This is a genomic window from Agreia sp. PsM10, assembly GCF_030433855.1.
Classification (GTDB): domain Bacteria; phylum Actinomycetota; class Actinomycetes; order Actinomycetales; family Microbacteriaceae; genus Agreia.
In genome coordinates, this window is the sequence record NZ_JARUXC010000001.1 from 334,065 (window position 1) to 358,399 (window position 24,335).

A 24,335-nucleotide genomic window follows, 5' to 3' on the forward strand; every position below is an offset into this window, starting at 1 on the left:
TGGCACAGTGGTGCGATGGACACGTACGAGCTGAGGAACTTCGTCAATGGCCGTGAGGCCGACCCGTCGGGCGACGAGCGGCTCGAGCTGGTCGACCCTTCCACCGAGCGGGTCTACGGAACGACACCCATCTCCTCGGAACAGGAGGTCGAGGCCGCCTATCGCGCGGCATCCGACGCATTCGATGGATGGCGCGACAGCACACCGTCGACGCGTCAGCTCGCGCTGTTGCGGATAGCGGATGCCATGGAAGCGCGCGCCGACGAGTTCGCGGATCGCGAATCGCTCGACACGGGCAAGCCCCGCGGCACTCTCGTCGCCGACGAGATCCTGCTCTCGGTCGATCAGATCCGATTCTTCGCCGGTGCCGCTCGGCACCTCGAGGGCCGCAGCGCCGGCGAGTACATGACGGATCACACGTCATTCGTGCGCCGCGAGCCGATCGGAGTCGTGGGGCAGGTCACCCCGTGGAACTACCCGCTGAACATGGCCGTCTGGAAGTTCGCCCCGGCCATCGCCGCCGGAAACACGACCGTGCTCAAGCCGTCGGACACGACGCCTCTCTCGACACTGCTTCTGGCCGAGGTCGCCGCGGAATTCCTTCCGCCGGGAGTGCTGAACGTCGTGCTCGGAGACAGATCCACCGGTGCCGCCATGGTGGCGAGTCGGGTTCCGCAACTGGTCTCGATCACGGGGTCGGTGCGAGCGGGAATGGAGGTGGCTAAAGCCGCCGCCGTCGACCTGAAGCGAGTGCACCTCGAGCTCGGGGGCAAGGCGCCCGTCGTGGTGTTCGACGACGCCGACATCGCCAAGACCGTCGCAGGCGTCGTGGCGGCGGGCTACTTCAACGCCGGCCAGGATTGCACGGCGGCGACGCGGCTTCTCGTGCAGGAGGGGATCCACGACGAGTTCGTGGCCGCGCTCAGCGAGTACGCCCGCAGGAACGCGCGCACTGGCGCCCCCGACCGTGACGACGTGCTGTTCGGCCCCGTCAACAACGCCTCCCAGCTTGCGCAGGTCGAGGGATTCCTCGCTCGCCTGCCCGACCATGCGACCGTCGAGCTCGGGGGACACAGGCAGGGCGACACGGGCTTCTTCCACGAGGCGACGATCGTCTCGGGGCTTCATCAGAGCGACGAGATCATTCAGAACGAGGTGTTCGGCCCCGTGATCACCGTGCAGTCCTTCGTCGACGAGGCCGAGGCGATCAGGCGGGCGAACGGTGTCGACTACGCATTGGCATCCAGTGTCTGGACCACCGACCACGGTCGTGCGATGCGCATGGCTCGGCGGCTCGATTTCGGATGCGTGTGGATCAACACCCACATTCCGATCGTCGCCGAGATGCCCCACGGCGGATTCAAGCATTCCGGCTACGGCAAGGACCTGTCTGTCTACGGCTTCGAGGACTACACCCGGATCAAGCACGTGATGTCGTTCATCGGCGATTAGGCTCGACGGGTGACAGCAGTTCCCGAGACGGTCGGCAGGGTGGTGTACGAGCCCGCCTCGTCACGGCAGCAGGTGCTCCTCGTCGCCCCGGGACTGGTCGCCCTGCTGGGCGGTGCATGCACGCCGGCCGTGCTCTCGCGGGTGTGGGCGGAGCTGTCGAACGCATCCCCGTCGCTCGAGAAGGTCGTGGAGTCGATTCCCCTGCTCGGGCCCGACGGGGTAGCCTCCTTCGCCGTCGCCGCGCTCGAGGGCGGCGACACGCATCCTCTGCTCGTCTCGGTCGTCGCTCGAGGCGACTCGGTCGTCGACCTGTACTCGACAGACCGGCCGCCCCGCAGATTCTCGTCACAGGGACTCCAGCCCTGGCACCTCGCATCGTTCTCGCTGGTCTCGGGCATCCGTTTCGCGTCCGGCCCGTCGATCGATCCGGTGGCAGATGCGCCCACCGTCTCGGGAGCGGAACTTCCCCTCGTGTTCGGCGCGGCATCCGCCTCATCGGTGCTGTGGATGCTCGACGACAGTCACGCGGTCGTCGATCGTGGCGCGCGGGGCGGCCTTTCGGAGCCACTCTCGAGCGAGGCCGGCCGGGACGACGACGAGATCACCCTCGAACGGGCTCCCGAGCGGCGTCGTGCCCGACACGGCGGACCGTCCGAGGCGGCGGATCCGCCGGCGTCGAAGCCTGTGCGCAGGCGACCCAGCCGGGTGAGGATCGGATCGCAGGCCCCGTTCGAGCTTCATGTTCCGGTCTACATCGGCCGACGGCCGCGAGGGCCGCGTCAGATGGGCGGAGAGCAGGTGATGCTGATCGAGGTACCGTCGCCCACCCGCGAAGTCTCGGCATCGCACATTCTCATCGAGCAGCGCGGCCGAGAGGTCGTCGTCACCGATCTGAAGTCCACGAATGGCACCGCCGTCACTCTGCCCGGTTCCCCTCGGATAAAGTTGAGGCAGGGGGACTCGATCGTTCTTCCCCCGTACAGTCGGATCGAAATCGGTGACGGCACCGTCATCGAGATACTTCCCGGTGCGGATTGACCGTGGATGACGGCCCGCACCAGCACAGGTGCCCGTGCCTGCGCGAGAACAGCATGTCGAGGAGAAGAGTCCCGTGACCCAGATCGGTGACAGCAACGCCCATGTGAGCGTTGTCCTTCCCGGCGCCGCCGATACGACGCTGACCCTGACCTGGTCTTTCCAGTCAGACCGAGGAAACAAGCGCGCCGTCAACGAGGACAGCGTCGTCGCCAACCCTCCTCTGTTCGCGGTGGCCGACGGCATGGGCGGCCACTCCGCGGGCGACATCGCCAGCGCAGCCGTGGTGACCCGTCTCGGAGATATCACCGGCAGGGCATACGTCGACGCCGACACGATCGACGAGGCCCTCGAGTCCGCCCTCGCCGACATCGACCGGGTGGGCGACGAGAGCCTCCTCGGCACGGGAACGACGGTCACCGGTGTGGCCCTCACCATCGTCGACGACGCGGCGCAGTGGGCCGTCTTCAATATCGGCGACTCCAGGGTCTATCTCTACGCCGACGGCACGCTGGAGCAGATCACCACCGATCATTCCGTCGTGCAGGAGATGGTCGCGGCCGGGCTGATCACCCGTGAGCAGGCAGACGTCCATCCTGACAGCAACGTGATCACCCGGGCCGTCGGCTTCCACGAGAAGCCGGTGCCCGACTACTCGCTCATCCCCGTCGAGCCGGGCCAGCGCATCCTCATCTGCTCCGACGGACTGACCAAGGAGCTCACCGACCACGGCATCCGGCACTACCTGGCGACGACGGAGTCGGCGGAGCGCGCGGCCAGCGAGCTCGTCGCCGCATCCCTTGCGAACGGCGGCAGGGACAACGTGACCGTGCTGGTGCTGGATGTGGCGCTTGCGGTCGACGAGGTCGAGTCGACACGGCCGAGCGGGCGCACACGATGACTCCCGTGAGATGCAAGACGTGCGGCACGGCGCTTCCCGAGGGGGCGATGTTCTGCGGCGAGTGCGGCAGCTCGGTCCTCGCGGCCTCGGCGCTCAGCGACACCCAGCATGTGGAGCCGCTTCCCGTCGCCGGCCGGCGCGAGGCCCTGACCGCACCGGCCCGTGTGCCGACGAGGGCGAGCGCGGCCAAGGCGCTGTTCCGCCTCGTCTTCAGCACGGGGGAGAACGTCGTCGTCTCCGGGCCAGGTCTGATCGGACGCAATCCGGTGCCCGGGCCATCTGACGGGCCGCTGGAGGTCGTACGCATCGTCGATCCGCAGCTGAGCGTGTCGAAGACTCACGTCGAGTTCGGAATCGAGAACGGACTGTTCTGGGTCAGCGACAGGCACTCGGGCAACGGCACGTCCATCTCGGTGGCGGGTGAGGAGACCCTGCACGCCGTGCCCGGAGAACGGTACGGTGTCGCGCGGGGCACCCGCGTCCGCATCGGCGAGCAGTTCTTCGACATTCTCTGACACCGCGTTCACCACCGCCTCTTCACAGCGACGATTCACCGCGCGTTCTCCACGGCCGGCGGTTCCGCTCTCCGGCGGCAGTCCTGCGCGAGGTGTAATCGGTGCATGACCCGGCGTTCCCCTCTTCCGTTCGGCGCCGATCCCACGCCCCACGACGAGGTGCTCGATGTCGACGAGGTGCTCGTCATTCCGCGGCGCGCCGATCCACCCGCTAGAGCACCGTTTCCTCTCGTCGGTTCGCTTGCACCGCTGGCGGTCGCGCTCCTCGTCTGGCTCGTTCTGCAGTCGCCACTCGCGTTCCTCTTCGCGCTCCTGTCACCCGTCATGGCTGTCGCCGGACTCCTCGATCGACGAGTGGGTGCGCGCCGGGCAAGACGACGAGATGGTGTCGAGGTCACGCGGAGGCGTCAGGCGTTCCGTCTCAGGGTGGCCGCATTCCACGCACGGGAGATCGAGGCGCTGAATCGACGGGCGCCGTCCGCCCGCACCATTCTGGAGCGCCCGGCGAACCCGTTCACCGCCACGGCACCGGGCCGGGCTGTCATCTCCCTCGGCTCCGGGCACGTCAGGAGCGGAGTGCGTGTGGAGGGGGGTCTCGACGAGGACGATCCTGATGCGCGACGCCTGCGCAGCGAAGCGCTGGTGCTGGCTCGAGCCCCTGTGCTGGCGTCGCCGCCCGTGCGTGTCGCCGTGGTCGGCGCGAGACCCCTCGCGGACGCCGTGGCCCGCGGCTACGCCGTGCAGCTCGCGGCTGCCCTGTCGCCGCCCGCGGCCGCCTTCGTGGTGGCATCGGCAGAGCGCGACGAGAGCGCCGAGCACTGGGACTGGGCTCATTGTCTGCCGCACTTCGGAGACGACGAGGTGCGACTCGGAGCTGTCGGCGATGCGCGGACGCCGCTTCCGTCGACGTTCGTGGTGGTGGCCGAGTCGCTCGACGAGGTGCCGCCCGAGGCGACTGTCGTCGTCGCCGCCGATTCGATCGCCCGGGTCACGGTTCTGCGCCACCCGACGCTCGCGTCGCCGCTGGCCATCGACGGCGAGTTCGTGTCGGTCGTCCAGGCCGAGGCGTTCTCCGACCGGCTGCGACGGCAGGCGAGCGCGGTCCTCCCCTCCGCGGGGTTGCCAGGCAGTATCTCGTCTACCGAGCTCGAGAATCTGCCGGATGCGCGCGCGCCCCGCACGGGGCCGCAGCCGTCGGCGGGCCTCAGCGCCCCGATCGGAGTGGGGGAGGACGGCGCCGTCTTCAGGCTCGACCTCGTGGAACAGGGGCCCCACGCGGTGGTCGCGGGAACAACGGGGAGCGGCAAGAGCGAACTTCTCGTCACCTGGGTCGCTGCGCTCGCCCGGGCATACGATGCGTCAGAGTTCACGGTTCTGCTCGTGGACTTCAAGGGCGGATCCGCCTTCGATGCCCTGACCGGCCTCGAACAGTGCGTGGGACTCATCACCGATCTGGATCCGGAGGGCGCCGGACGCGCGCTCTCCAGCCTCAGGGCCGAGATTCGGCGACGGGAGACGATCCTCCGGCACGCCGGAGCCCGGGACATCGCCGATGCCCGTCTCGCCGGTCGGTTGCCGCGCCTCGTGATCGTCGTCGACGAGTTCGCCGCCATGCTGTCCGAGTTTCCGCAACTGCACGACGTGTTCGCCGACATCGCCGCACGCGGGCGCTCCCTCGGACTGCACCTCGTGCTGTGCACCCAGAGGCCATCGGGCGTCGTGCGGGATTCGCTGCTCGCGAACTGCGAACTCCGGCTGTCGCTGCGGGTGAACAACGCGGTCGACTCCGTGGCGATCATCGGCAGCGATGCAGCGTCGACCCTCTCGGCCGCCTTTCGCGGCCGGTGCTTCGTCTCCGCAGCAGGTCGTGCACCGGTGCAGGTTCAGGTCGCTCACACCGATCCATTCAGCATCGCCGCCCGCCCCGGACGGAGGGGTGAGAGCGTGCGGGCGCCCTGGCTGCCGGCGCTGCCACGCCTGATCAAGCTCGCCGACGTGCCGACGCCCTCGTCGGGTATCGCGATCGGACGGTTCGATCTTCCTGAGGAGCAGACTCAGCCGGTCGCGCTGTACGACCCCGTCGAGCACGGGCACCTCCTGGTCCTCGGGTCGGCGAAGTCGGGCAAGTCGACCCTGCTCGAGACGATCGCCCATCAATCCGCGTCGGTGACGGTGATCGGGCCAGGGATCGAGGACTCGTGGGACGCGCTGCATGACATCGTCGAGCTGTGCCGCACACGACGGGAGCAGGGCGGAGAACACGCGCCACTGGTCGTCGTCGTCGACGACATCGATTCGGTGCTGCGTCGCTTCGATGCGGAGTACCAGACCGAGCTGACCGCAGCGCTCACGATGCTGCTGCGGGATGGCCCGTCGAGCGGCATCACATTCGTGGCCGCGGCGCAGCGGCTCGCGGCCCCGCTCAGTGCGCTCGCGCCACTCTTTCCCGAGCGCATCCACCTTCGCTTCGCCTCGCGGCAGGAGTACATCGTCGCCGAAGGCGCCGCGCACGATCACGACGCTCGACTCGCCGCCGGGGGCGGGCACTGGAGGGGTGCGCGAATGCAGGTCGCCGTCGCCGACTCCCCGCTCCGGTCGCGAGCCGGTGCGGCGCGCGACCATCGCGCACTCGAAGGCTCCTCGCCACCTCCGCGGCTGCTGGTCGTCTCGTCGCGTCCCGCGCCCTTCCTCGACAAGAGCAATGGCGCCGTTCCCGCTGCGACACGGCTGATCGACGCGGGCGATCGAGCGGCTCTGGCCGAGTTCTCGTCACGCGCCGGCGAGCAGACCTGGATCGTCGGCACTCCGGACGCCTGGGTCGCGGCCTGGACGACCTTCTCAGCGCTGAGGACGACGACCCCCGTCTACTTCGACGGCTGCACACCGGGTGATTTCCGGTCGCTCACGCGCCGACGCGATCTGCCCCCGCCCGTCGAGCCCGGCCGCGCCGGCGGGTGGCTTCTCGACCCCGGCGGCGCGATCGCCCGATTCCGTCCTGCGGAGGTTTCCGCCCGCCAACGCCCCGAAACGAAGCGGATTTCGTGAAGATCATGTTTCGAGATCGACGTTCTGCCCCTCTTTTTCCCCATGACGCGATGTGCTGTGCCACTATCAGACCACCCTGACGACAGCAGAGTTCGGAGACCCACTAGTCATGAACCCATCACTGCCGCACGACCCGATGATCCGGCAGGCCATCGCCTATGCGCGATCCATGCAGCGCGCGAAGCAGATCTCGCTCTCGCGCCGATCGGTGCTCGCGGGGGCGGGAATGGGGCTGGGGGCGCTGGCCCTCGCCGCCTGTTCCACCGGTCCTCGGCCCGCTCCGTTGGCCGCCGTCGATTTGTCCGACACCGACAAGAGCCTGGTGTGGGACAACTGGCCGGCCTATCTCGACGAGGACGACGACGGAAAGTACCCGACGCTGATCGGATTCGAGGAGCAGACCGGAATCCAGGTGACCTACAACGTGGCGGTCGACGACAACAACACCTATTACGGCAAGGTCAAAGACCAGTTGGCCCTCGGACAGGACATCGGCGCCGACACGGTCTGTCTCACGGAATGGATGGTCTCCCGACTTGTGCGCAAGGGATACGTGCAGGAGCTCGACGCGGCGAACATCCCGAACAAGAAGAACCTCCTGCCGTCTCTCGCGGAGCCGGACTTCGATCCCGGCCGCAGCTTCTCTCTTCCGTGGCAGGGCGGCTTCGCGGGAATCTGCTGGAACAAGGAGCGACTTCCGAAGGGGCTCAAGTCGGTCGACGACCTGTGGAATCCAGAGCTGAAGGGTCGAGTCGGCGTGCTCAGCGAGATGCGAGACACGATCGGCGTCATCATGCAGTCGCAGGGCACCGATATCTCGGGCGACTGGGGCGAAGGCGACTTCATGGATGCCGTCGATCTGTTCCGCAAACAGGTCGACGACGGGCAGGTGCGCAACATCAAGGGCAACGCCTACCTCAACGATCTGCAGAACGAGGACACCCTGGCGGCCATCTGCTGGTCGGGCGACATCACCCTCATCAACGCGGAGGCGGGGGACAAGTGGGAGTTCATCCTCCCCGATTCCGGCGGCACCCTCTGGAACGACACCTTCGTCGTGCCCATGGGCTCGACCCGCAAAGCGAACGCCGAGGCGCTCATGAACTACTACTACGAGCCCGAGGTGGCCGCAGAGGTGGCGGCCTGGGTCAACTACATCACTCCGGTCGTCGGGGCCAAGGAGGCGATGGAGGCCATCGATCCCGAACTGGCGGACAACCAGCTGATCTTCCCCGACGAGACGACCCTTCGAGACGCGCACGTATTCCGAACATTGACAGCAGAGGAAGAGAAGACCTTGGGCACCGAATTCCAGAAAGTGTTGTTGGGCATCTGATGGCGGCCATGGGCACGTTCGCCGAGGCGGGCGCCGATCTCGAGTTCATCGACATCAGCAAGAGGTTCCCCGGATTCACCGCCATCGAGAACCTCAACCTCACGATTCCCGCCGGCTCGTTCTTCGCCCTGCTCGGCCCCTCGGGCTGCGGCAAGACGACCACGCTTCGACTGGTCGCCGGCCTCGAGGAGCCGTCCGCAGGACGCATCCTCATCGGCGGCACGGATGTGACGCAGACGAAGTCATTCCAGCGTCCGGTCAACACGGTGTTCCAGTCGTACGCCCTCTTCCCGCACATGACGGTGCTCGAGAACGTGGCCTTCGGGCTCCGTCGGCGCAAGATCGACGACCCCCTCGGCAAGGCGCACGAGGCACTCAGGCTCGTCGAACTCGACCATGTCGCTGCGCGCCGGCCCGCCCAGCTCTCGGGCGGACAGCAGCAGCGCGTGGCCCTGGCGAGGGCGGTCGTGAACCGCCCGGCCCTCCTGCTCCTCGACGAGCCGTTGGGCGCCCTCGATCTCAAACTGCGCAGGCAGATGCAGCTCGAGCTGAAGAGCATCCAGACCGAGATCGGCCTGACGTTCCTTCACGTGACCCACGACCAGGAGGAGGCCATGACGATGGCCGACATCGTGGCGGTCATGAACAAGGGAGAGATCGAACAGATGGGAGCTCCCGAGCAGCTCTACGAGCTCCCGCGAACGGCGTTCGTCGCCAACTTCCTCGGCCAGTCGAACCTCTTCACCGGTCCGGTCACGGGCTCGACCGCAGACGCCATCACGGTCGACATCTCGGGCAGGGGCATCGTCGTTCCCCGCACGCGCGCACAGCGGCACGCAGGCGAGGTGACGATCGGAGTGAGGCCCGAGAAGCTCCTGCTCCACATCGAGGCTCCCTCCGCGGATGCCGGCACCAACGTGCTCGGCCCGGGCAGGGTCACGGACGTCTCGTTCTCAGGGGTCAGCACGTCGTACATCGTGCAGATCCCCGGCCTCGGGGCCGTGACCGTGTTCGCCCAGAACATGGTCTTCGGCCCCGTTGTCAACGAGGGCGCGGAGGTCTGGGTGAGCTGGACGGTCGACCACGGTTTCGGACTCGAGGACGAACCCGCGCACGGATCCCGGTTCCCGGCGGACTCATCGACGAACGCGATCGCGGTGCAGCGTCGAGCCGATCTCGAGACAGAACTGGAAGGGGCCTAGCCCGTGGCCTTCGCCGCCTTCGCCTCGACAGACGCGGCCGTCACGAAACCGGCCAGGCGGGCCTCGACGGTCGCGCTCGTGCTCCTGCTGCCCGGCATCCTGTACATGGTTCTGTTCTTCCTGACGCCGCTGATCTCGCTTGTGATCACCTCGTTTCAGGCGGAACTGCCCGGCGGCGATATCGGCGACTACATTCCGGGCCTGCAGTGGCAGAACTACGTCGACAGCGCCAGCGAGTACCTGCCCCACATCCTTCGCGCTTTCGGATACGCGCTGGCGGCGACTGTGTTCGCCCTCGTCATCAGCTATCCCATCGCGTACTTCATCGGGGTGAAGGCTCGTCGATGGCCCCTGCTCCAGAGCCTCATGCTGACCCTGGTGATCGCGCCGTTCTTCATCAGCTTCCTGCTCCGCACCCTCGCGTGGAAGCAGATCCTGTCCGACGAGTCGCCCGTCGTGCTCGCACTCAAGGCCGTCGCCATACTGCCGGCAGACGGTCACCTGACGGGGACGCCTTTCGCCGTCATCTTCGGCCTCACGTACAACTTCATCCCGTTCATGACACTTCCGCTCTATACGACGCTGGAGCGTCTCGACATCCGCTTCCTCGAGGCGGGAAACGACCTCTACGCGAGCCCGGCCACGACCTTCCTGAAGGTCACGGTTCCGCTGTCGATGCCGGGAATCATCTCGGGAACCCTGCTCACCTTCATTCCCGCGGCGGGCGACTACATCAACGCGAGCCGCGACTTTCTGGGCTCGAGCAAGACGGCGATGCTCGGCAACGCCATCGAAGCCAACTTCCTCACCCTGCAGAACTACCCGGTCGCGGCGGCGCTCTCCATCATCCTGATGGCCGTGATCCTCATACTCGTCGGCGTCTACGTGCGCCGCAGCGGAACGGAGGACCTGCTGTGACAGCCTTGCCCCTCGACACGGCGAACCAGGCCGGTCCCGATCACGTACCCCCGCGCCGCCCGCGCCGTGGATTGGCCGGTCTCGGACTCCCCGTCTACGTGGCCCTGGCGCTCGTGTTCCTGCTCATTCCCATCGGCTACACGTTCGCCTTCTCGTTCAACGACTCCGCGAAGTCGAACCTGGCCTGGCGCGGCTTCACTCTCGAGAAGTGGCTGACCGTCTGCAACGAACCCGGGCTCTGCGAGGCGTTCGGCAACAGCATTCTCGTCGGGGTGGTGGCCACGGTGCTCGCCACGGCTCTCGGCACGGCGATCGCCATCGCGCTCGTGCGGTACCGGTTCCGGTTCCGGTCGAGCATCAGCCTGCTGCTGTTCCTGCCGATGGCCACGCCCGAGGTGGTGCTCGGTGCGGGCCTCGCAGCCCAGTTCCTGGCGCTCGGCACGCAGAAGGGCATCGTCACGGTGATCCTCGCCCACACGATGTTCTGCATCAGCTTCGTCGTCGTGACGGTCAAGGCACGGGTGGCGGGGCTCGATCCTGCGCTGGAGGAGGCCGGACGCGACCTGTACGGATCTGCTGCGCAGGTGTTCTGGCGCATCACATTTCCGTTGCTGCTCCCAGGCATCCTGGCCGCGGCGCTGTTGTCGTTCGCGCTGAGCTTCGACGATTTCATCATCACGAACTTCAACGCGGGGTCGGTCGACACCTTCCCGAAGTTCATCTACATCGCGGCGGCCCGAGGCATCCCTGCCGAGGCGAATGTCATCGCGTCGGCCGTCTTCATTCTCGCGATTGCGATCGTCGTCGTGAGCCAGGTCGGTCGAGCCGCACGGCAGAAGAGACTCGACCGGCTCTCGTGAACGGGGCCTGCGCCGCGACCCGTCGATTCAGGCGGTGACCCTGATCGTTCCGACGGGCCTGCCCCCGCCGAGCACGGTCAGATCGAATCGTGCGACAAGGGTGTCGACGTCGCCGCGGTCCATTGCTCCCGCACGCACCAGGAGCTCGAGCGCGACGAGTGCGGCCGCGCGAAGGCTGCCATCGAGGATCTTGAGTGCCACCGCCACACCGGAGAGCGTGGACATCACCATGACCCCTTCGGCGCCGAGCTTCGCGAAGATCTGCAGCTCGTCGATCACCATCGTGTTCTGTTCGCCGGGCGCGTCTACCGCCCACCCATTGGCGAGGACCGAATCGACGAGCCATTCGGAATCGGGCGTGGTGCGCTGCGCGATGCGTGACACGCCGCGGGCGAGGCCTCGCAATGAGATCGCGTGCACGGGTGCGCCGCATCCGTCGACGCCGGATGCCACGATCGTCTCGCCGGTCTCCCGCTCGATGACCTCGCGCACGCGCAGCTGCAGGGGATGGCCCGGGTCGAGGTAGTCGGCCGTGCTCCAGCCCTGCTGAACACACGCCAGCAGCATGGCGGCGTGCTTGCCCGAGCAGTTCATGAAGACACGCTGCACCCCGGCATCGGCGCGGACCACCGCGTCGCGGGCGGCCCTGTCGCCCGGCCAGTCCGCCGGGCATCCGAGGTCGGATTCGCCGAGAGAGGCGAGCGAGAGGATCTCGCGCACGACCTCGACGTGCGCCGAGGTGCCTCCATGGCTCGCCATCGACAGGGCCGTCTGCAGGGGACTGAGGTGCACGCCCGCCTCGCGGATGGCCAGCGCCTGAAAGGGCTTGAGGCTGGAACGCGGAAACACGGGAGCACCGGCATCGCCCAGCTCGGCGATGATCGCGCCGTCGGCTGCGACCACGACTGCGGCGCCCACATGACGCGACTCTATGAACCCGCTGCGCTCGAGAACCGCCAGCTCGACGGCCGCGGCGATCGTGACGGCGCCTGCTGCCGTCGACGTCATCGCAGGGTCGCCATGGCCTCGTCGATCACGCCGAGCGCGTCGGTGAGGAGCGCGTCGGAGATGGCCAGACTCGGAAGGAAACGCACGATGTTGCCGTAGGTTCCCGCATTCAGGACGAGGACGCCGTGCTCGGCCGCGTAGGCCACGATGGCGTCGACGGCCTTCGGGTTGGGCTCCTTCGTCGTCGCTCCGGTTCCGGGCTGCACCAGCTCCATCGCGATCATGGCGCCGACGCCCCGGATGTCGCCGATGATGTCGTACTTCGAGGCGAGGGTCTCGAGGCCCGAGACCAGCGTCTGCTCGATGCGTGTCGCCTCGGCCAGCAGGTCGTCGTTCTCGATCTGCTCGAAGACGGCGACGGCCGCCGCAGCGGCCACGGGGTTTCCGCCGAACGTGCCGCCCAGGCCGCCGGGAAGTGCTGCATCCATGATCTCGGCGCGACCGGTGACGCCGGCGAGGGGGAGACCACCCGCGATGCCCTTGGCGCTCAGCACCATGTCGGGCACCAGCCCGAAGTGCTCGCTGGCGAAGTACGCACCCGTGCGGGCCATTCCGCTCTGGATCTCGTCGGCGATGAAGACGACCCCGTTGTCAGTGCACCACTGCTGCAGTGCCGGCAGATAGCCGTCGGCAGGCACGACGAAGCCGCCCTCGCCCTGGATCGGTTCGACCACGAGGCAGGCGAGGTCATACGCGCCGACGGTCTTCTCGAGGTAGTTGATGGTGCGCTCCGCCGCCTCGGCGCCGGAGAGGCCGTCGTGGTAGGGGTACGAGTTCGGCGCGCGGTAGACGGCGCCGGCGAGAGGGCCGAATCCGGTGGCATACGGCGCCGCCTTGAAGTTCATGGCCATGGTCAGGTTCGTGCGGCCGTGGTAGGCGTGCTCGAGCACGGCCACACCCGTGCGACGTGTGTACTTGCGCGCGATCTTGACCGCGTTCTCGACGGCCTCGGCGCCCGAGTTGACGAGGACGGTCTTCTTCGCGAAGTCGCCCGGGGTGTGCTCGGCGAGCAGCTCTGCGACCCGCACGTACTCCTCGTAGGGAGTGACCGTGAAGAGGGTGTGCGTCACCTTGCCGAGCTGGGCCGTCGCCGCCTCGATGACGCGGGCCGAGGTGTGCCCGACCGTGGTCACTCCGATGCCGGCACCGAGGTCGATGAACTGGTTGCCATCGACGTCGACGAGGATGGCGCCGTTGGCCTTCTCGATGTAGACGGGAAGAGCCGTGCCGACCCCCACCGGTACAACGGCCAGTCGTCGCTCGTGCAGTTCGATGCTTCGAGGGCCGGGGATCGCCGTGACGACCTTCCGCTCCTGGGCGACGGTGTAGGAAGAACTCAGCGTGTCAGTCATGATGCGAGCAAGTTTACCGCCGGGTCGCACGGCGCCCGGTTAGGCTGATCGCGTGAAAGCGCAGCATTCCTACACGGTGACCGTAGAGTGGCTTGGAAATCGGGGCACGGGCACGAGCAGTTACCGCGACTACGGGCGCGAGCATCTCGTGCGTGCCGAGGGCAAGCATCCGATCGAGGGCAGTGCCGACCGCACCTTCCACGGCGACGTCGACCGCTGGAATCCCGAGGAGATGCTGCTCGCGGCGCTCAGCCAGTGCCACATGCTCTCGTATCTGCACGTCGCCGTGCTGCACGGCGTGGTGGTCACGGGATACACCGACGAGGCGACCGGCACCCTGGCCCTCGACCGCACGGGCGGGGGTCGCTTCACCTCGGCGACGCTGCATCCGAGGGTCGAGCTCGCCGATCCCGCCCAGGCTGAGCTCGCGCAGACTCTGCACGCCGAGGCGAGCGAGAAGTGCTTCATCGCCAACTCGGTGAACTTCCCCGTACTGCACGAGCCGCAGGCCGGATGACGACCAGCCACGTGCGGGTCGTGCTGGAACCGGCACCGGCACTCGACGGGCTCGAACGGGCCGTGGCATCCGTCGCCCGCGTTCGGGCCGACCAGGTGGTCATCGACTCGTCGTGCGACGACTGCGGAAGGCCGCACGGCAAGCCGCGGGTGTCGTCGCCCCGTGCCCCGGACGGCTCGGAGATCGTGGTGAGCAAGAGCTCGGCCGGTGGTCTGGTCGCGATCGCCGTGTCGATGGATGCGGCGGGTCGAGACCTCGGGGTCGATGTGGAGTCGCGCACGAGCGTCTCGCGAGCCCGCGTCGACGAGGTGGCGTTCTCCGACGCGGAACGCGACCTCATCGACGACGAGCCGGCCGCGAGCCGTGCCCTGCTGCGCACCCGCCTGTGGTCTCGCAAGGAGGCCTATCTCAAGGCGACCGGCCGCGGCGTGCGCCTCGACCTCACGACCGTCGATCTCGCATCCGGTTCAGCGGCCGACGCCGTCATCGTGGATGTGCCCGTGAACGACCCCGACCTGGTGCTCAGCGTCGTGCTGCTCGGCACCGGGCCCGTGATCGTCGACCTGACCGACTAGTCGGCGGAGCCGACGGACCGAACGGCCGACGTCACCGTCAGTGCGGAAGAACCGGCAGCCGTTCGGAGAAGAGCCACGTCTCGAACAGCTCGTCGAGGTCGACAGGGCTGCGGTCGTTGGCATGAAGGTAGAAGCCCTCGGTGGTGACGTTGCCGTAGCGGTTCTCTGTCGCCCACGAACTGATCAGCTCGAAGAACGCGTCGTCTCCGACCGTGAGGCGCAGGGCGTGCAGGGTGAGCGCTCCGCGCTTGTAGACGCGGTCGTCGAACATCAGCTCGGGGCCGGGATCGCCGATGGCGAGGTCCTGCGGAAGGTGCGAGAGCCGGGCCCAGTGCTGGTGGGCGAGCCTGTCTGCCGAGAGCCCTCCCGACTCCTCCGACCACAGCCACTCGGCATAGCACGCGAAGCCCTCGTGCAGCCAGATGTCCTTCCAGGTGGTCGCAGTGAGGCTGTTGCCGAACCAGGAGTGCGCGAGCTCGTGCGCGATGAGCCGCTCCGAGCCGCCGAGGCCGTCGATGTGGTTCCTGCCGAACACGGCGAACCCGTGGGCCTCGACGGGGATCTCGAGGTCGTCGTCGGTCACGATGACCGAGTACTCGCCGAACGGGTAGGGGCCGAACGAACGCTCGAAGAGCGCGAGCATGCGTTCCTGGTCTGCGAAGTCGCTCTGCGCCCGTGCGACGATCGCGGGCGGCACGAACACGGTCTGCGGCACGGGGATGCGCGCCAGGACGATCTCGCGATACGCACCGATCTGGATGCTGGCCAGGTAGGTGGCCATGGGTTCGACGGTCTCGAACGTCCAGGTCGTACGGCTGGCCCGCCGCACCTTCGAGAGGAGCCGGCCGTTGGCGAGAACCGAGTACGACGACTCGGTCGTGATGCGGATGCGGAAGGCGGCCTTGTCGCTCGGGTGGTCGTTGCACGGGAACCAGCTGGCCGCGCCGCTCGGCTGCGAGGCGACCAGCACGCCGTCGCTGAGCTCCTCCCAACCGAGTTCGCCCCACGGGCTGCGCACGGGATGGGGAGAGCCGCCGTAGCGCACCGTGACGACGAACTGCTCACCGGCCGGGATCGTGCGAGCCGGCGTGATGGTGAGCTTCCTCGCCGATTCGACGAGCTTCGAGGGTGCGACGCCGTCGATGGAGACGCGGGTGGCGACGAGTCCGCAGAAGTCGACGCTGAACCGGCTCAGGTCATGGGTCGCCGTGGCGGTGATGACGGCGGTGGCGGCGAGGCGGTTGTTCGCGACGCGGTAATCGAGGTCGAGGTCGTACGACGAGACCGTGTATCCGCCGTTGCCGCTCGAGGGCACATAGCTGTCGCCTATCGAGAGCGATCCGTGACTGGGGTGAAAAGGTGTGTGCGGCATCGGTCGCTCAAGTATTCCACGGGGCGATGGGGTTGCCCGTCCACCGGCTGGCCGCCGGCACGACCTCGCCCCGCATCACAAGGGAGGCGGGGCCGACGGTCGCGCCGTCGTCGATGCGCGCCGCGGGCAGGATCACGCTGTGCGGTCCGAGGGTCGCGCCGGCTGCGATCGCCACGCTGTCGAGCGACATGACCCTGTCGTGGAAGAGGTGGGTCTGAACCACGCAGCCGCGGTTCACGGTCGACCCGTCGCCGAGGGAGACGAGATCGGCCTCGGGCAGCCAGTACGTCTCGATCCAGGTGCCCGCACCGATGCGGGCGCCGAGGGACTTCAGCCAGAGGGCGAGGGCCGGAGTACCCGTCGCCGCCCGAGCGAACCACGGCGCGGCCACCATCTCGACGAAGGTGTCGGAGACCTCGTTGCGCCAGATGAACGACGACCAGAGCGGATGCTCGGTGGCGCGGATCCGGCCCACGATCGTCCACTTCGCGACGGTCGTGACCGAGGCCGCCACCGCTCCGGCTGCCAGCATCACGGGCCCCGACACGGCGATCGTCCAGCCCAGACCCCAGGCGACGAGCGCGGCCTCGAGAGTGAGCAGCACACCGAGCCCGATGGCCACCGTGACCATGACCGGCACGAGTCGACCGAGCTCCCACAGCGCACGGGCGATGCGCAGCACGCGGGACGGTTCGTAGGTGCGGCTCTCATCGAACTCGGCCACGGCTCGGCGAAGGCGCACCGGGGGGTTGCCGAGCCATGACGATCCGGACTTCGCCTTGCGCGGCGTCGCCGACAGCACGGCCACGAGTCCGTTCTTGGGCACCGTGCGCCCCGGTCCCGTCATGCCGCTGTTGCCGAGGAACGCCCGCCGGCCGATCTTGGCCTCGTCGATGCGCATCCAGCCGCCGCCGAGCTCGTAGGAGGCCACCATGGTGTCGTCGGCGAGAAAGGCGTGGTCGGCGATCGTCGTCATGGCCGGCAGCAGAAGCACCGTCGATGCCTCGACGTTCGACCCGACCTTCGCTCCCAGCAGACGGAGCCACACCGGAGTGATGAGACTCGCATAGAGAGGGAAGAGCATGCTGCGCGACAGATCGAGCAGGCGCTCCGTGGCCCACACCTGCCAGCCGACGCGCGAGCGCACCGGATAGTGCCCCGGGGCGAGGCCGATTCCGAGGAGACGGACGCTGCCCACCACGAGCGCCGCGAACACGAGGCCGGCGGCCAGCGTGGCGAGCGGAACCGAGGCGAGCGCACGCAGGGCGAGCTCGCCGAGCGAGTCCGAGCCCCGCACCATCGCACCCGTGACGAGCGCGCCGACCGCGAGCGCCACGAGGGGGAGCAGCGACAGCACCACCGAACCCGCGCCGTAGGCGGCGACCCAGCCGGATGCGCGCGGCGGCCGTTCGGCCGGCCAGCCCGGGCGGGCCTTGCCCATCCGTTCGGCCGGCGAGCCCGCCCAGCGCTCGCCGCCGGGCACCCGGCCCGACACCGATGAGCCCGCGGCGATCTCGGCGCCGCGACCGACCCTGGCGCCCGGAAGCATGGTGCTTCGAGAGCCGATCGTCGCGTCCGCCCCGATCGTGATCGTGCCGATGTGCAGCACGTCGCCGTCGATCCAGTACCCCGAGAGGTCGACCTCGGGTTCGATGGCGACTCGGGCTCCCAGCTTGAGCATTCCCGTGACCGGCGGCAGCGAGTGAAGATCGACGCCCTCGCCGATGGTGGCCCCCAGAGCGCGCGCGTAGTACGAGATCCACGGTGCTCCCGCGAGGCTGGCCGCGCCCACGAGCCCGGCGACCTGCTCGGCGAGCCAGAGGCGCACGTGCACGTGCCCTCCGCGCGGATACGACCCGGGCCGCACGCCACGCAGCAGGATGCGGGCGGCGACGACGGAGACGGCCATGCGGCCGATGGGCGTGACGAGCACGAGGAATCCGACGATCAGCCACCACCAGGAGACCTCGGGCAGCCACTCGATGCCGGCGAACGCGCCGAGGAGGAGATTGGCCGCGAGCAGGTAGACGCTCCAGCGGGCGCCCACGATGATGTGGAGCGGGATGCCGAGGAGGGTCTGGGCCCACCGGGTGGAACGCGGGGTGGGAACGACGGTGCGGGGCTGGGCCGCCTCGCGCGGAGTGCGCGAGTCGAGTTCTGTGGCCAGAGCCCCGATGCGGGGATGGTCGTAGATGTCGGACACCCGCGCCTCGGGGAAGCGGGCCCGGATCATGCTCGTGAGCTGCGCCGCGGCGAGGCTGCCCCCGCCCACGGCGAAGAAGTCGTCGGAGGAGTCGGACACGGCCGTTCCGAGGACGTTCGTCCAGAGTTCCGCAAGCCACCCGGCGGTTCCCGTGAGCTCTGCCGTCGAACCGGGCTGACCGGTGCCGCCGCTCGCGGGCAGGGGCCACGGCAGCGCGGAGCGGTCGACCTTGCCGGAGATGCGCGTGGGAATGGACTCCACGACGGCCAGCGCCGGCACCAGTGCGGCCGGCAGCTCCTCACGGAGCCGGGCCACGGCCGCCGCGCGGTCGAAGTCCGACTCGGCGATGCTCGCATCGAGCGCGAGATAGCCGACGAGCACCTGGTTCCCCGCGCCGGATGTCTGCACGACGGCGGCGGCGCCCGCGACGCCCGGCAGCGCCTGCAGGGCCGCCTCGATCTCGCCCAGCTCGATCCTGCGGCCGCCGAGTTTGATCTGGTCGTCCGCGCGGCCCTGGAAGACCAGCCCCGCCCGCTCGAACCGCACGAGGTCGCCGCTGCGGTAGGCGCGCGGCCAGCCGAGGCTCGGCATCGGCGCGTACTTCTCCGCGTCCTTGGCCGGGTCGAGGTAGCGGGCGAGTCCCACGCCTCCGATGATCAGCTCGCCGACCTCGCCCTCGCCGACGGGGTCGCCGGCCGCATCGACGACGGCCAGGTCCCAGCCGTCGAGGGGAAGGCCGATGCGCACGGGCGTCGATCCGTCGAGGAGGGCGCCGCAGGCCACGACCGTCGCCTCGGTCGGCCCGTAGGTGTTCCACAACTCGCGGGCCGGAGTGGCGAGCCGTGCCGCGAGCTCGGGCGGGCATGCCTCGCCGCCGAAGATGAGCAGGCGTACGTTCTCGAGCGACTCGGCGGGCCACAGACCGGCCAGGGTCGGAACCGTCGAGACGACGGTGATGCCGTGCGCGATGAGCCACGGTCCGAGGTCGGCGCCCGAGCGCACGAGCGATCGGGGTGCGGGAACCAGGCAGGCTCCGTGCCTCCATGCGAGCCACATCTCCTCGCACGACGCGTCGAAGGCGACGGAGAGCCCGGCGAGCACCCGGTCGCCCTCGTCGAGCGGTTCCGAACGGAGGAAGAGGCGGGCCTCCGCATCGACGAAGGCGGCGGCCGAGCGGTGGGTGACCGCGACCCCCTTCGGCACTCCGGTCGAGCCGGAGGTGAAGATGATCCATGCGTCGTCGTCGGGGGTGGGCGAACCGAGCGTCGTGATCGTCCCGGTTCCGGTGCGTACGGGCTCGAGGCCGACGCTCGGTCGGCTGTCGAGCCGGCGGGTGCCGTCGGCCGAGGTCCGGGGCACGATCGTGCCGTCGGCCCCGATGAAGCCCACGACGTCGGCCTCGCCGAACACGAGCTCGGCCCGCTCCTCCGGATCGTCGGCGTCGACGGGCACGTAGGCCGCACCGAGCACCAGAACGGCCAGGATCGAGACGTACAGCGTGCGACCGCCCGAGGGGATTCGGATTCCGACCCTGTCGCCGCGGCGGACCCCCGCGATTGAGAGCGCGACGGCGGCCTGCGAGACGAGCCGCATCAACTCGCGGTAGCTGATCGATCCGTTCGCGTCGGCCAGGGCCGCCGATTCCGGATGCCTGTTGGCCGATTCCCGAAGGATGTCGACGAGGGTGCGCTCCGGCGGCGTCCGCTCGCTGCCCAGGAGGAGTCCGCGGTCGGCGGGGGAGTCGGTCACGTCAGTCTCCTGGTGTATCGGATGCCGCGCGCCCACGCGGCGCTCGAACCATAGGGGCCACAGGTGGACGAGAGGTTAACGACCCGAATGGGAACGGATTCGCCGCGGGTGCAGTTAGCTAGGAACGTGTCCACACCTCCCACCCCCGTCATGCAGCGCCTGGTGCTGATCGTCGCCGTGCTCTCCGCCTTCGTCGCGTTCCTCGACGGTACCGTCATCACGGTGGCGCTCCCGGCCATCACCAGGGAACTCGGCGGCGGCATCGTCACACAGCAATGGGTGATGGATGCTTACCTCATCACCCTCGGCTCCATCATCCTGCTGGCCGGCTCGCTGTCCGACGTGTTCGGGCGCAAGCGGGTGCTGTTCTGGGGAGTCGTCGGGTTCGGCGTGTCGTCGTTGATCTGCGCAGTGGCTCCCACGGCCGGAATCCTCATCGGGGCGCGAGCACTTCAGGGAGTCGCAGGCGCGCTTCTGGTTCCCAGCTCCCTCGCACTGATCCTCTCGGCGTTCTCCGGCCCGGCCCAGGCGAAGGCGATCGGGTCGTGGACCGCGTGGACGAGCACGGCTTTCCTCGCCGGGCCGCTGATCGGGGGCCTCCTGGTCGACCTCGTCTCGTGGCGCCTCGTCTTCGCCATCAACGTGATTCCGATCGCCGTGACCCTCCTCTTCCTCGCCCGGCTTCCCCACGATCATCCGGCCGCACCCGGCTCCCGCGTCGATCTTGTCGGCGCGGCACTCGGCATCGTCGGCCTGGGTCTGCCCGTCTTCGCGCTCATCGAGCAGTCGCGGTTCGGCTGGACGAGTCCCGTCATCATCGTTCCCGCATGTCTCGGTGTCGTCTCGTTCGTTCTCTTCATCCTGCACGAGCGGCGCACGGCGCAGCCGATGATGCCGCTGTCGCTGTTCCGGGTGCGCAACTTCTCGGTGGGCAACGTCTCGACGTTCCTCGTCTACGGCGCGCTCTCGCTGGGAACCTTCCTCCTCGCCGTGTTCCTGCAGCAGGTGGCCGGCTACACCGCGACCCTGGCCGGCCTGAGCATGCTCCCCACCACCCTGATCAGCATCGGCCTCTCGACCCAGGTCGGCCGTCTCGCCGGAAAATACGGATCGCGGTTCTTCATGCTGATCGGTCCGATCGTCGCGGGGGCCGGGTTCTTCCTGCTCCTGCGCCTCTCGAGCTCGGCCGACTACTGGAGCGAGGTCTTCCCCGGAATCGTCGTGTTCGGACTGGGCATGACCATCACGGTCGCGCCGCTGACCTCCGCCATCCTCGGATCCATCGAGCCGTCCAGAGCGGGCATCGCCTCCGCCGTGAACAATGCGGTCTCCCGGGTCGCCGGCCTCATCTCGGTCGCGGCCGCCGGTCTCATCGTGGGGGCGAACCTTGATGTCGACGGCTTCCATCGCGCCGCGATCGTCACCGGCGTTCTCCTCATCGCGGGCGGCATCGTCTCGGGAATCGGCATCGTGAACCCCCGTCGTTCGGATGCGGCGGAGAAGTCGACGACCGCCGCATGACGTCACCGGACGTGCGGCTGGTCTTTCTCGGCGACGAGGTCTACGCCCTGCTGCAGGGCGGCGATCTCACCGGGGCGTCGCTGCGCGCGGGCGTCGAACTGCCGCGGCCCTTCGTGACGACCGAATCGTGGCTGTGGCCCGTCTTCCGGGCCAAGCTCGCCGCCGACCCGTCGGCGGAACGTCTTCTCGTCAGGGCGATCGTCGACCGGCAGACAGGCGTCGTCGTCGGTCATGCGGGGTTCCATGCCTCTCCGGATGCCCGGGGCATGGTCGAGATCGGATACACCGTTCTCGAGGACCACCGCCGGCGGGGATACGCCACGGCGGCGGCCGCCCTGCTGCTTCGTGAGGCCGCCTCGCGCGGAGCCCGTGTCGTGCGGGCGAGCGTCAGTCCGCAGAACGAGGCCTCGCTCTCCGTCGTTCGTCGCCTCGGCTTCGTTCAGGTCGGGCATCAGGTCGATGAGGAGGACGGGCTGGAGCTCGTCTTCGAACGCGACCCCGTCGGCGTCCTGGACGAGACCCCTCCCAGCCGCTGAACAGGAACGCGCGAGGTCGATGGTCCAGACTGGGCGACAGTCATCCGTCGCGCGCCGTGCCGTGCGATCTCGTCATCCCCGTCACCCTGTGAGGCCCGCTCGTGCGCAAATTTCCCGTCATCCTCGCCGTCTCGGCACTCGCCCTGACCCTCGCCGGATGCTCCGGTTCGCCGTCGCCCAGCTCCACGCCGGATGCGAGTGCGACCTCTGCGCCCCAGGCCGAGGCGGGTTCGTGCACGGAGACGCCGAGCGGCGACGCCTCCGATTCGATCTCCGTCACGGGCGACGCCGGCACCAAGGCAGCGGCGACGTTCGATTCGCCCGTCGACATCGACACGACCCAGCGCACCGTTCTCTCCGAGGGCGACGGAGTGAAGGCGAACATCGGCGATCTGGGCATCCTCAACTTCACCCTCTTCAACGGAACGTCCGGCGACGAGGTCTTCTCGACCTACGACGAGGGATCGGCGGGACTCAGCATGGTCGTCGACGCGACCCAGTTCCTTCCCGGGCTCGTCAAGGGCGTCGAGTGCCTCAACGGCGGCTCTCGGATCGCTGTGGCCGTGCCGGCCTCGGAGGGCTTCGGAGACGCCGGCAACTCCTCGCTGGGCATCGCCGCCACGGACCCGCTCGTGTTCGTGGTCGACTTCGGCCAGGTCGTCTCCGTCACCGACCCCGACCAGCTGAAGGCGAACGGGGCAGTGCAGCCGGTGGTCGACGGTGTGCCGACCGTCGTCGACGCCGAGGACGGAACCCCGACCGTGACGATCCCCGACGCCGCGCCGCCGGCCGACCTCACCGTCACCGTGCTCAAGAAGGGCGACGGCAAGGTCGTCGAGTCCGGCCAGCCGTCGATCGTGCAGTACCAGGGCAGCATCTGGGGCAGCAAGAAGATGTTCGACCAGAGCTGGGGCAAGACGCCCTTCGCTGTGCAGCCGGGCGGCACCGTCCAGGGCTTCGAAGCGGCGATCACCGGCCAGACGGTAGGGTCCCAGGTCATCGTCTCGATCCCGCCGGCGCAGGGCTACGGCGACGCGGGCCAGGCCGACGCCGGCATCTCGGGCACCGACACGCTGGTGTTCGTCATCGACATCCTCGCCGCGTAGCTCAGCGCGCCCTGCGGGCCGGTCGCAGCCAGGTGCGAGGATAGCGATGTGAAACGCGTAGTCATCCTTGGTTCAACCGGCTCGATCGGCGTGCAGGCGCTCGATGTCGTTCGCTCGAATCCCGAGAGATTCGAGGTGGTCGGCCTCGGGGCTGGACGCAATCGGGAACTCCTCGACGAGCAGGCCGCGGAGTTCGGAGTCGCCGACACGGCGCTGGGCGCCGACGAGGCCTCGCAACTCGTGCGTGACATCGACGCCGACGTCGTCCTCAACGGAATCACGGGCTCCGTCGGGCTCGGACCGAGCGTCGCGGCTCTGAAAGCCGGACGCGTCCTCGCCCTGGCGAACAAGGAGAGCCTCATCGTGGGCGGCGACCTTCTGAAAGACCTCGCTCGCCCGGGTCAGATCGTTCCCGTCGACTCGGAGCACTCCGCGATCGCCCAGGCGCTGCGTTCCGGAACTCCGGAGGAGGTCGAGCGCCTGGTGCTCACCGCCTCGGGCGGGCCGTTCCGCGGGCGGAGCCGGGCATCGCTCGTCGGCGTGACCCCCCGCGAGGCCCTCGCGCATCCGACCTGGGACATGGGGCTGGTCATCACGACCAACTCGGCCACGCTCGTGAACAAGGGCCTCGAGGTCATCGAGGCGCACCTGCTGTTCGACGTCGCCTACGGCCGGATCGATGTCACCGTGCATCCCCAGTCGATCATCCACTCGATGGTCGAATTCATCGACGGCTCCACCATCGCGCAGGCATCGCCGCCCGACATGAAGCTGCCCATCTCCCTGGGTCTCGACTGGCCGAACCGGGTGCGCGGCGTCGGCCGCCCACTCGACTGGACGTCGGCGCAGACCTGGACCTTCGAGCCGCTCGACTCCGAGGCGTTCCCCGCCGTCGAACTCGCGAAAGAGGTGGGCAGGGCCGGAGGCAGCTATCCCGCGGTCTTCAATGCGGCGAACGAGCAGGCCGTCGCGGCGTTCCATGCGGGCAGCATCGGATTCCTCGACATCGTCGACACCATCCGCAGCGTCGTCGAGAAACACGACGCGCCGGCCGAGATCTCTCTCGACTCGCTGGCGGCGACGGAGGAGTGGGCGCGGCGCGCGGCCGATGAGCTCATCGCAAGCTGACTGA

General features: G+C 68.5%; 19 protein-coding genes. 15 read left to right on the forward strand and 4 right to left on the reverse strand.

The genetic code is table 11. The annotated features are described in order from the left end of the window. The first annotated feature begins 15 nt into the window (after nt 1-15). From QCD70_RS01605 to QCD70_RS01645, 9 genes are all read left to right on the forward strand, one after another. Nucleotides 16-1,452: a gamma-aminobutyraldehyde dehydrogenase gene (locus QCD70_RS01605; RefSeq protein ID WP_301213369.1), complete on the forward strand. Its 1,437-nt coding sequence runs from the start codon at nt 16-18 to the stop codon at nt 1,450-1,452. A 9-nt stretch (nt 1,453-1,461) separates the two neighbouring features. Continuing rightward, on the forward strand, nt 1,462-2,490 hold the full coding sequence (locus QCD70_RS01610; protein WP_301213371.1) for an FHA domain-containing protein: 1,029 nt from the start codon (nt 1,462-1,464) through the stop codon (nt 2,488-2,490). Between the two features lie 73 nt (nt 2,491-2,563). Beyond that, nucleotides 2,564-3,388, forward strand: coding sequence for a protein phosphatase 2C domain-containing protein (locus tag QCD70_RS01615; protein WP_301213372.1), 825 nt, complete (start codon nt 2,564-2,566; stop codon nt 3,386-3,388). 5 nt (nt 3,389-3,393) lie between these two features. After that, the gene (locus tag QCD70_RS01620; protein ID WP_301213373.1) at nt 3,394-3,903 is read left to right on the forward strand and encodes a zinc-ribbon domain-containing protein; all 510 of its coding nucleotides are present in this window, start codon (nt 3,394-3,396) and stop codon (nt 3,901-3,903) included. A gap of 105 nt (nt 3,904-4,008) precedes the next feature. Then, entirely contained in the window at nt 4,009-6,948 is a 2,940-nt protein-coding gene (locus QCD70_RS01625) for an FtsK/SpoIIIE domain-containing protein (protein ID WP_301213375.1), read from the forward strand. Between the two features lie 109 nt (nt 6,949-7,057). Then, complete coding sequence (locus tag QCD70_RS01630) at nt 7,058-8,284, forward strand: ABC transporter substrate-binding protein (protein WP_301213376.1); 1,227 nt, start codon at nt 7,058-7,060, stop codon at nt 8,282-8,284. Continuing rightward, nucleotides 8,284-9,486, forward strand: a complete 1,203-nt coding sequence (locus QCD70_RS01635) for an ABC transporter ATP-binding protein (RefSeq protein ID WP_301213377.1) — start codon at nt 8,284-8,286, stop codon at nt 9,484-9,486. Before QCD70_RS01630 ends, QCD70_RS01635 begins: the two co-directional genes overlap by 1 nt. Before the next feature lie 3 nt (nt 9,487-9,489). Continuing rightward, nucleotides 9,490-10,404 carry an ABC transporter permease gene (locus QCD70_RS01640; protein WP_301213378.1) on the forward strand — a complete coding sequence of 305 codons (915 nt, stop codon included), beginning with the start codon at nt 9,490-9,492 and terminating at the stop codon, nt 10,402-10,404. Nucleotides 10,405-10,475: 71 nt separating this feature from the next. Then, nucleotides 10,476-11,264, forward strand: coding sequence for an ABC transporter permease (locus tag QCD70_RS01645; protein WP_301213490.1), 789 nt, complete (start codon nt 10,476-10,478; stop codon nt 11,262-11,264). Nucleotides 11,265-11,291: 27 nt separating this feature from the next. Here QCD70_RS01645 and QCD70_RS01650 read toward each other — a convergent pair whose 3' ends face one another. Both QCD70_RS01650 and gabT read right to left on the reverse strand, forming a co-directional pair. After that, nucleotides 11,292-12,272: an asparaginase gene (locus QCD70_RS01650; RefSeq protein WP_301213379.1), complete on the reverse strand. Its 981-nt coding sequence runs from the start codon at nt 12,270-12,272 to the stop codon at nt 11,292-11,294. Continuing rightward, the gene (gene gabT, locus QCD70_RS01655; protein ID WP_301213380.1) at nt 12,269-13,624 is read right to left on the reverse strand and encodes a 4-aminobutyrate--2-oxoglutarate transaminase; all 1,356 of its coding nucleotides are present in this window, start codon (nt 13,622-13,624) and stop codon (nt 12,269-12,271) included. The genes QCD70_RS01650 and gabT overlap by 4 nt, the downstream gene beginning before the upstream one ends. A 52-nt stretch (nt 13,625-13,676) precedes the next feature. On the opposite strand from gabT, the gene QCD70_RS01660 reads away from it, so the two are divergent. Next, entirely contained in the window at nt 13,677-14,141 is a 465-nt protein-coding gene (locus tag QCD70_RS01660) for an OsmC family protein (protein ID WP_301213381.1), read from the forward strand. Beyond that, a complete protein-coding gene (locus tag QCD70_RS01665; protein WP_301213382.1) occupies nt 14,138-14,716 on the forward strand; it encodes a 4'-phosphopantetheinyl transferase family protein in 579 nt (192 codons plus the stop codon). The genes QCD70_RS01660 and QCD70_RS01665 overlap by 4 nt, the downstream gene beginning before the upstream one ends. A gap of 37 nt (nt 14,717-14,753) precedes the next feature. Here the strand turns inward: QCD70_RS01665 and QCD70_RS01670 are convergent, their stop codons facing one another. Then, nucleotides 14,754-16,088 (reverse strand): M1 family metallopeptidase, encoded by a 1,335-nt coding sequence (locus tag QCD70_RS01670; RefSeq protein ID WP_301213383.1) that lies wholly within the window; start codon nt 16,086-16,088, stop codon nt 14,754-14,756. Between the two features lie 7 nt (nt 16,089-16,095). Then, a complete protein-coding gene (locus tag QCD70_RS01675) occupies nt 16,096-20,040 on the reverse strand; it encodes a Pls/PosA family non-ribosomal peptide synthetase (RefSeq protein ID WP_301213384.1) in 3,945 nt (1,314 codons plus the stop codon). 126 nt (nt 20,041-20,166) lie between these two features. Between QCD70_RS01675 and QCD70_RS01680 the strand changes: the two genes are divergently transcribed. The 4 genes from QCD70_RS01680 (at nt 20,167) to dxr (ending at nt 24,331) form a co-directional block, all read left to right on the forward strand. After that, nucleotides 20,167-21,561: a DHA2 family efflux MFS transporter permease subunit gene (locus tag QCD70_RS01680; RefSeq protein WP_441004899.1), complete on the forward strand. Its 1,395-nt coding sequence runs from the start codon at nt 20,167-20,169 to the stop codon at nt 21,559-21,561. Beyond that, on the forward strand, nt 21,558-22,097 hold the full coding sequence (locus QCD70_RS01685; protein ID WP_301213386.1) for a GNAT family N-acetyltransferase: 540 nt from the start codon (nt 21,558-21,560) through the stop codon (nt 22,095-22,097). The genes QCD70_RS01680 and QCD70_RS01685 overlap by 4 nt, the downstream gene beginning before the upstream one ends. Nucleotides 22,098-22,198: 101 nt before the next feature. Beyond that, entirely contained in the window at nt 22,199-23,203 is a 1,005-nt protein-coding gene (locus QCD70_RS01690; protein ID WP_301213387.1) for an FKBP-type peptidyl-prolyl cis-trans isomerase, read from the forward strand. Between the two features lie 48 nt (nt 23,204-23,251). Beyond that, entirely contained in the window at nt 23,252-24,331 is a 1,080-nt protein-coding gene (gene dxr, locus QCD70_RS01695; RefSeq protein WP_301213388.1) for a 1-deoxy-D-xylulose-5-phosphate reductoisomerase, read from the forward strand. Nucleotides 24,332-24,335: the final 4 nt, after the last annotated feature.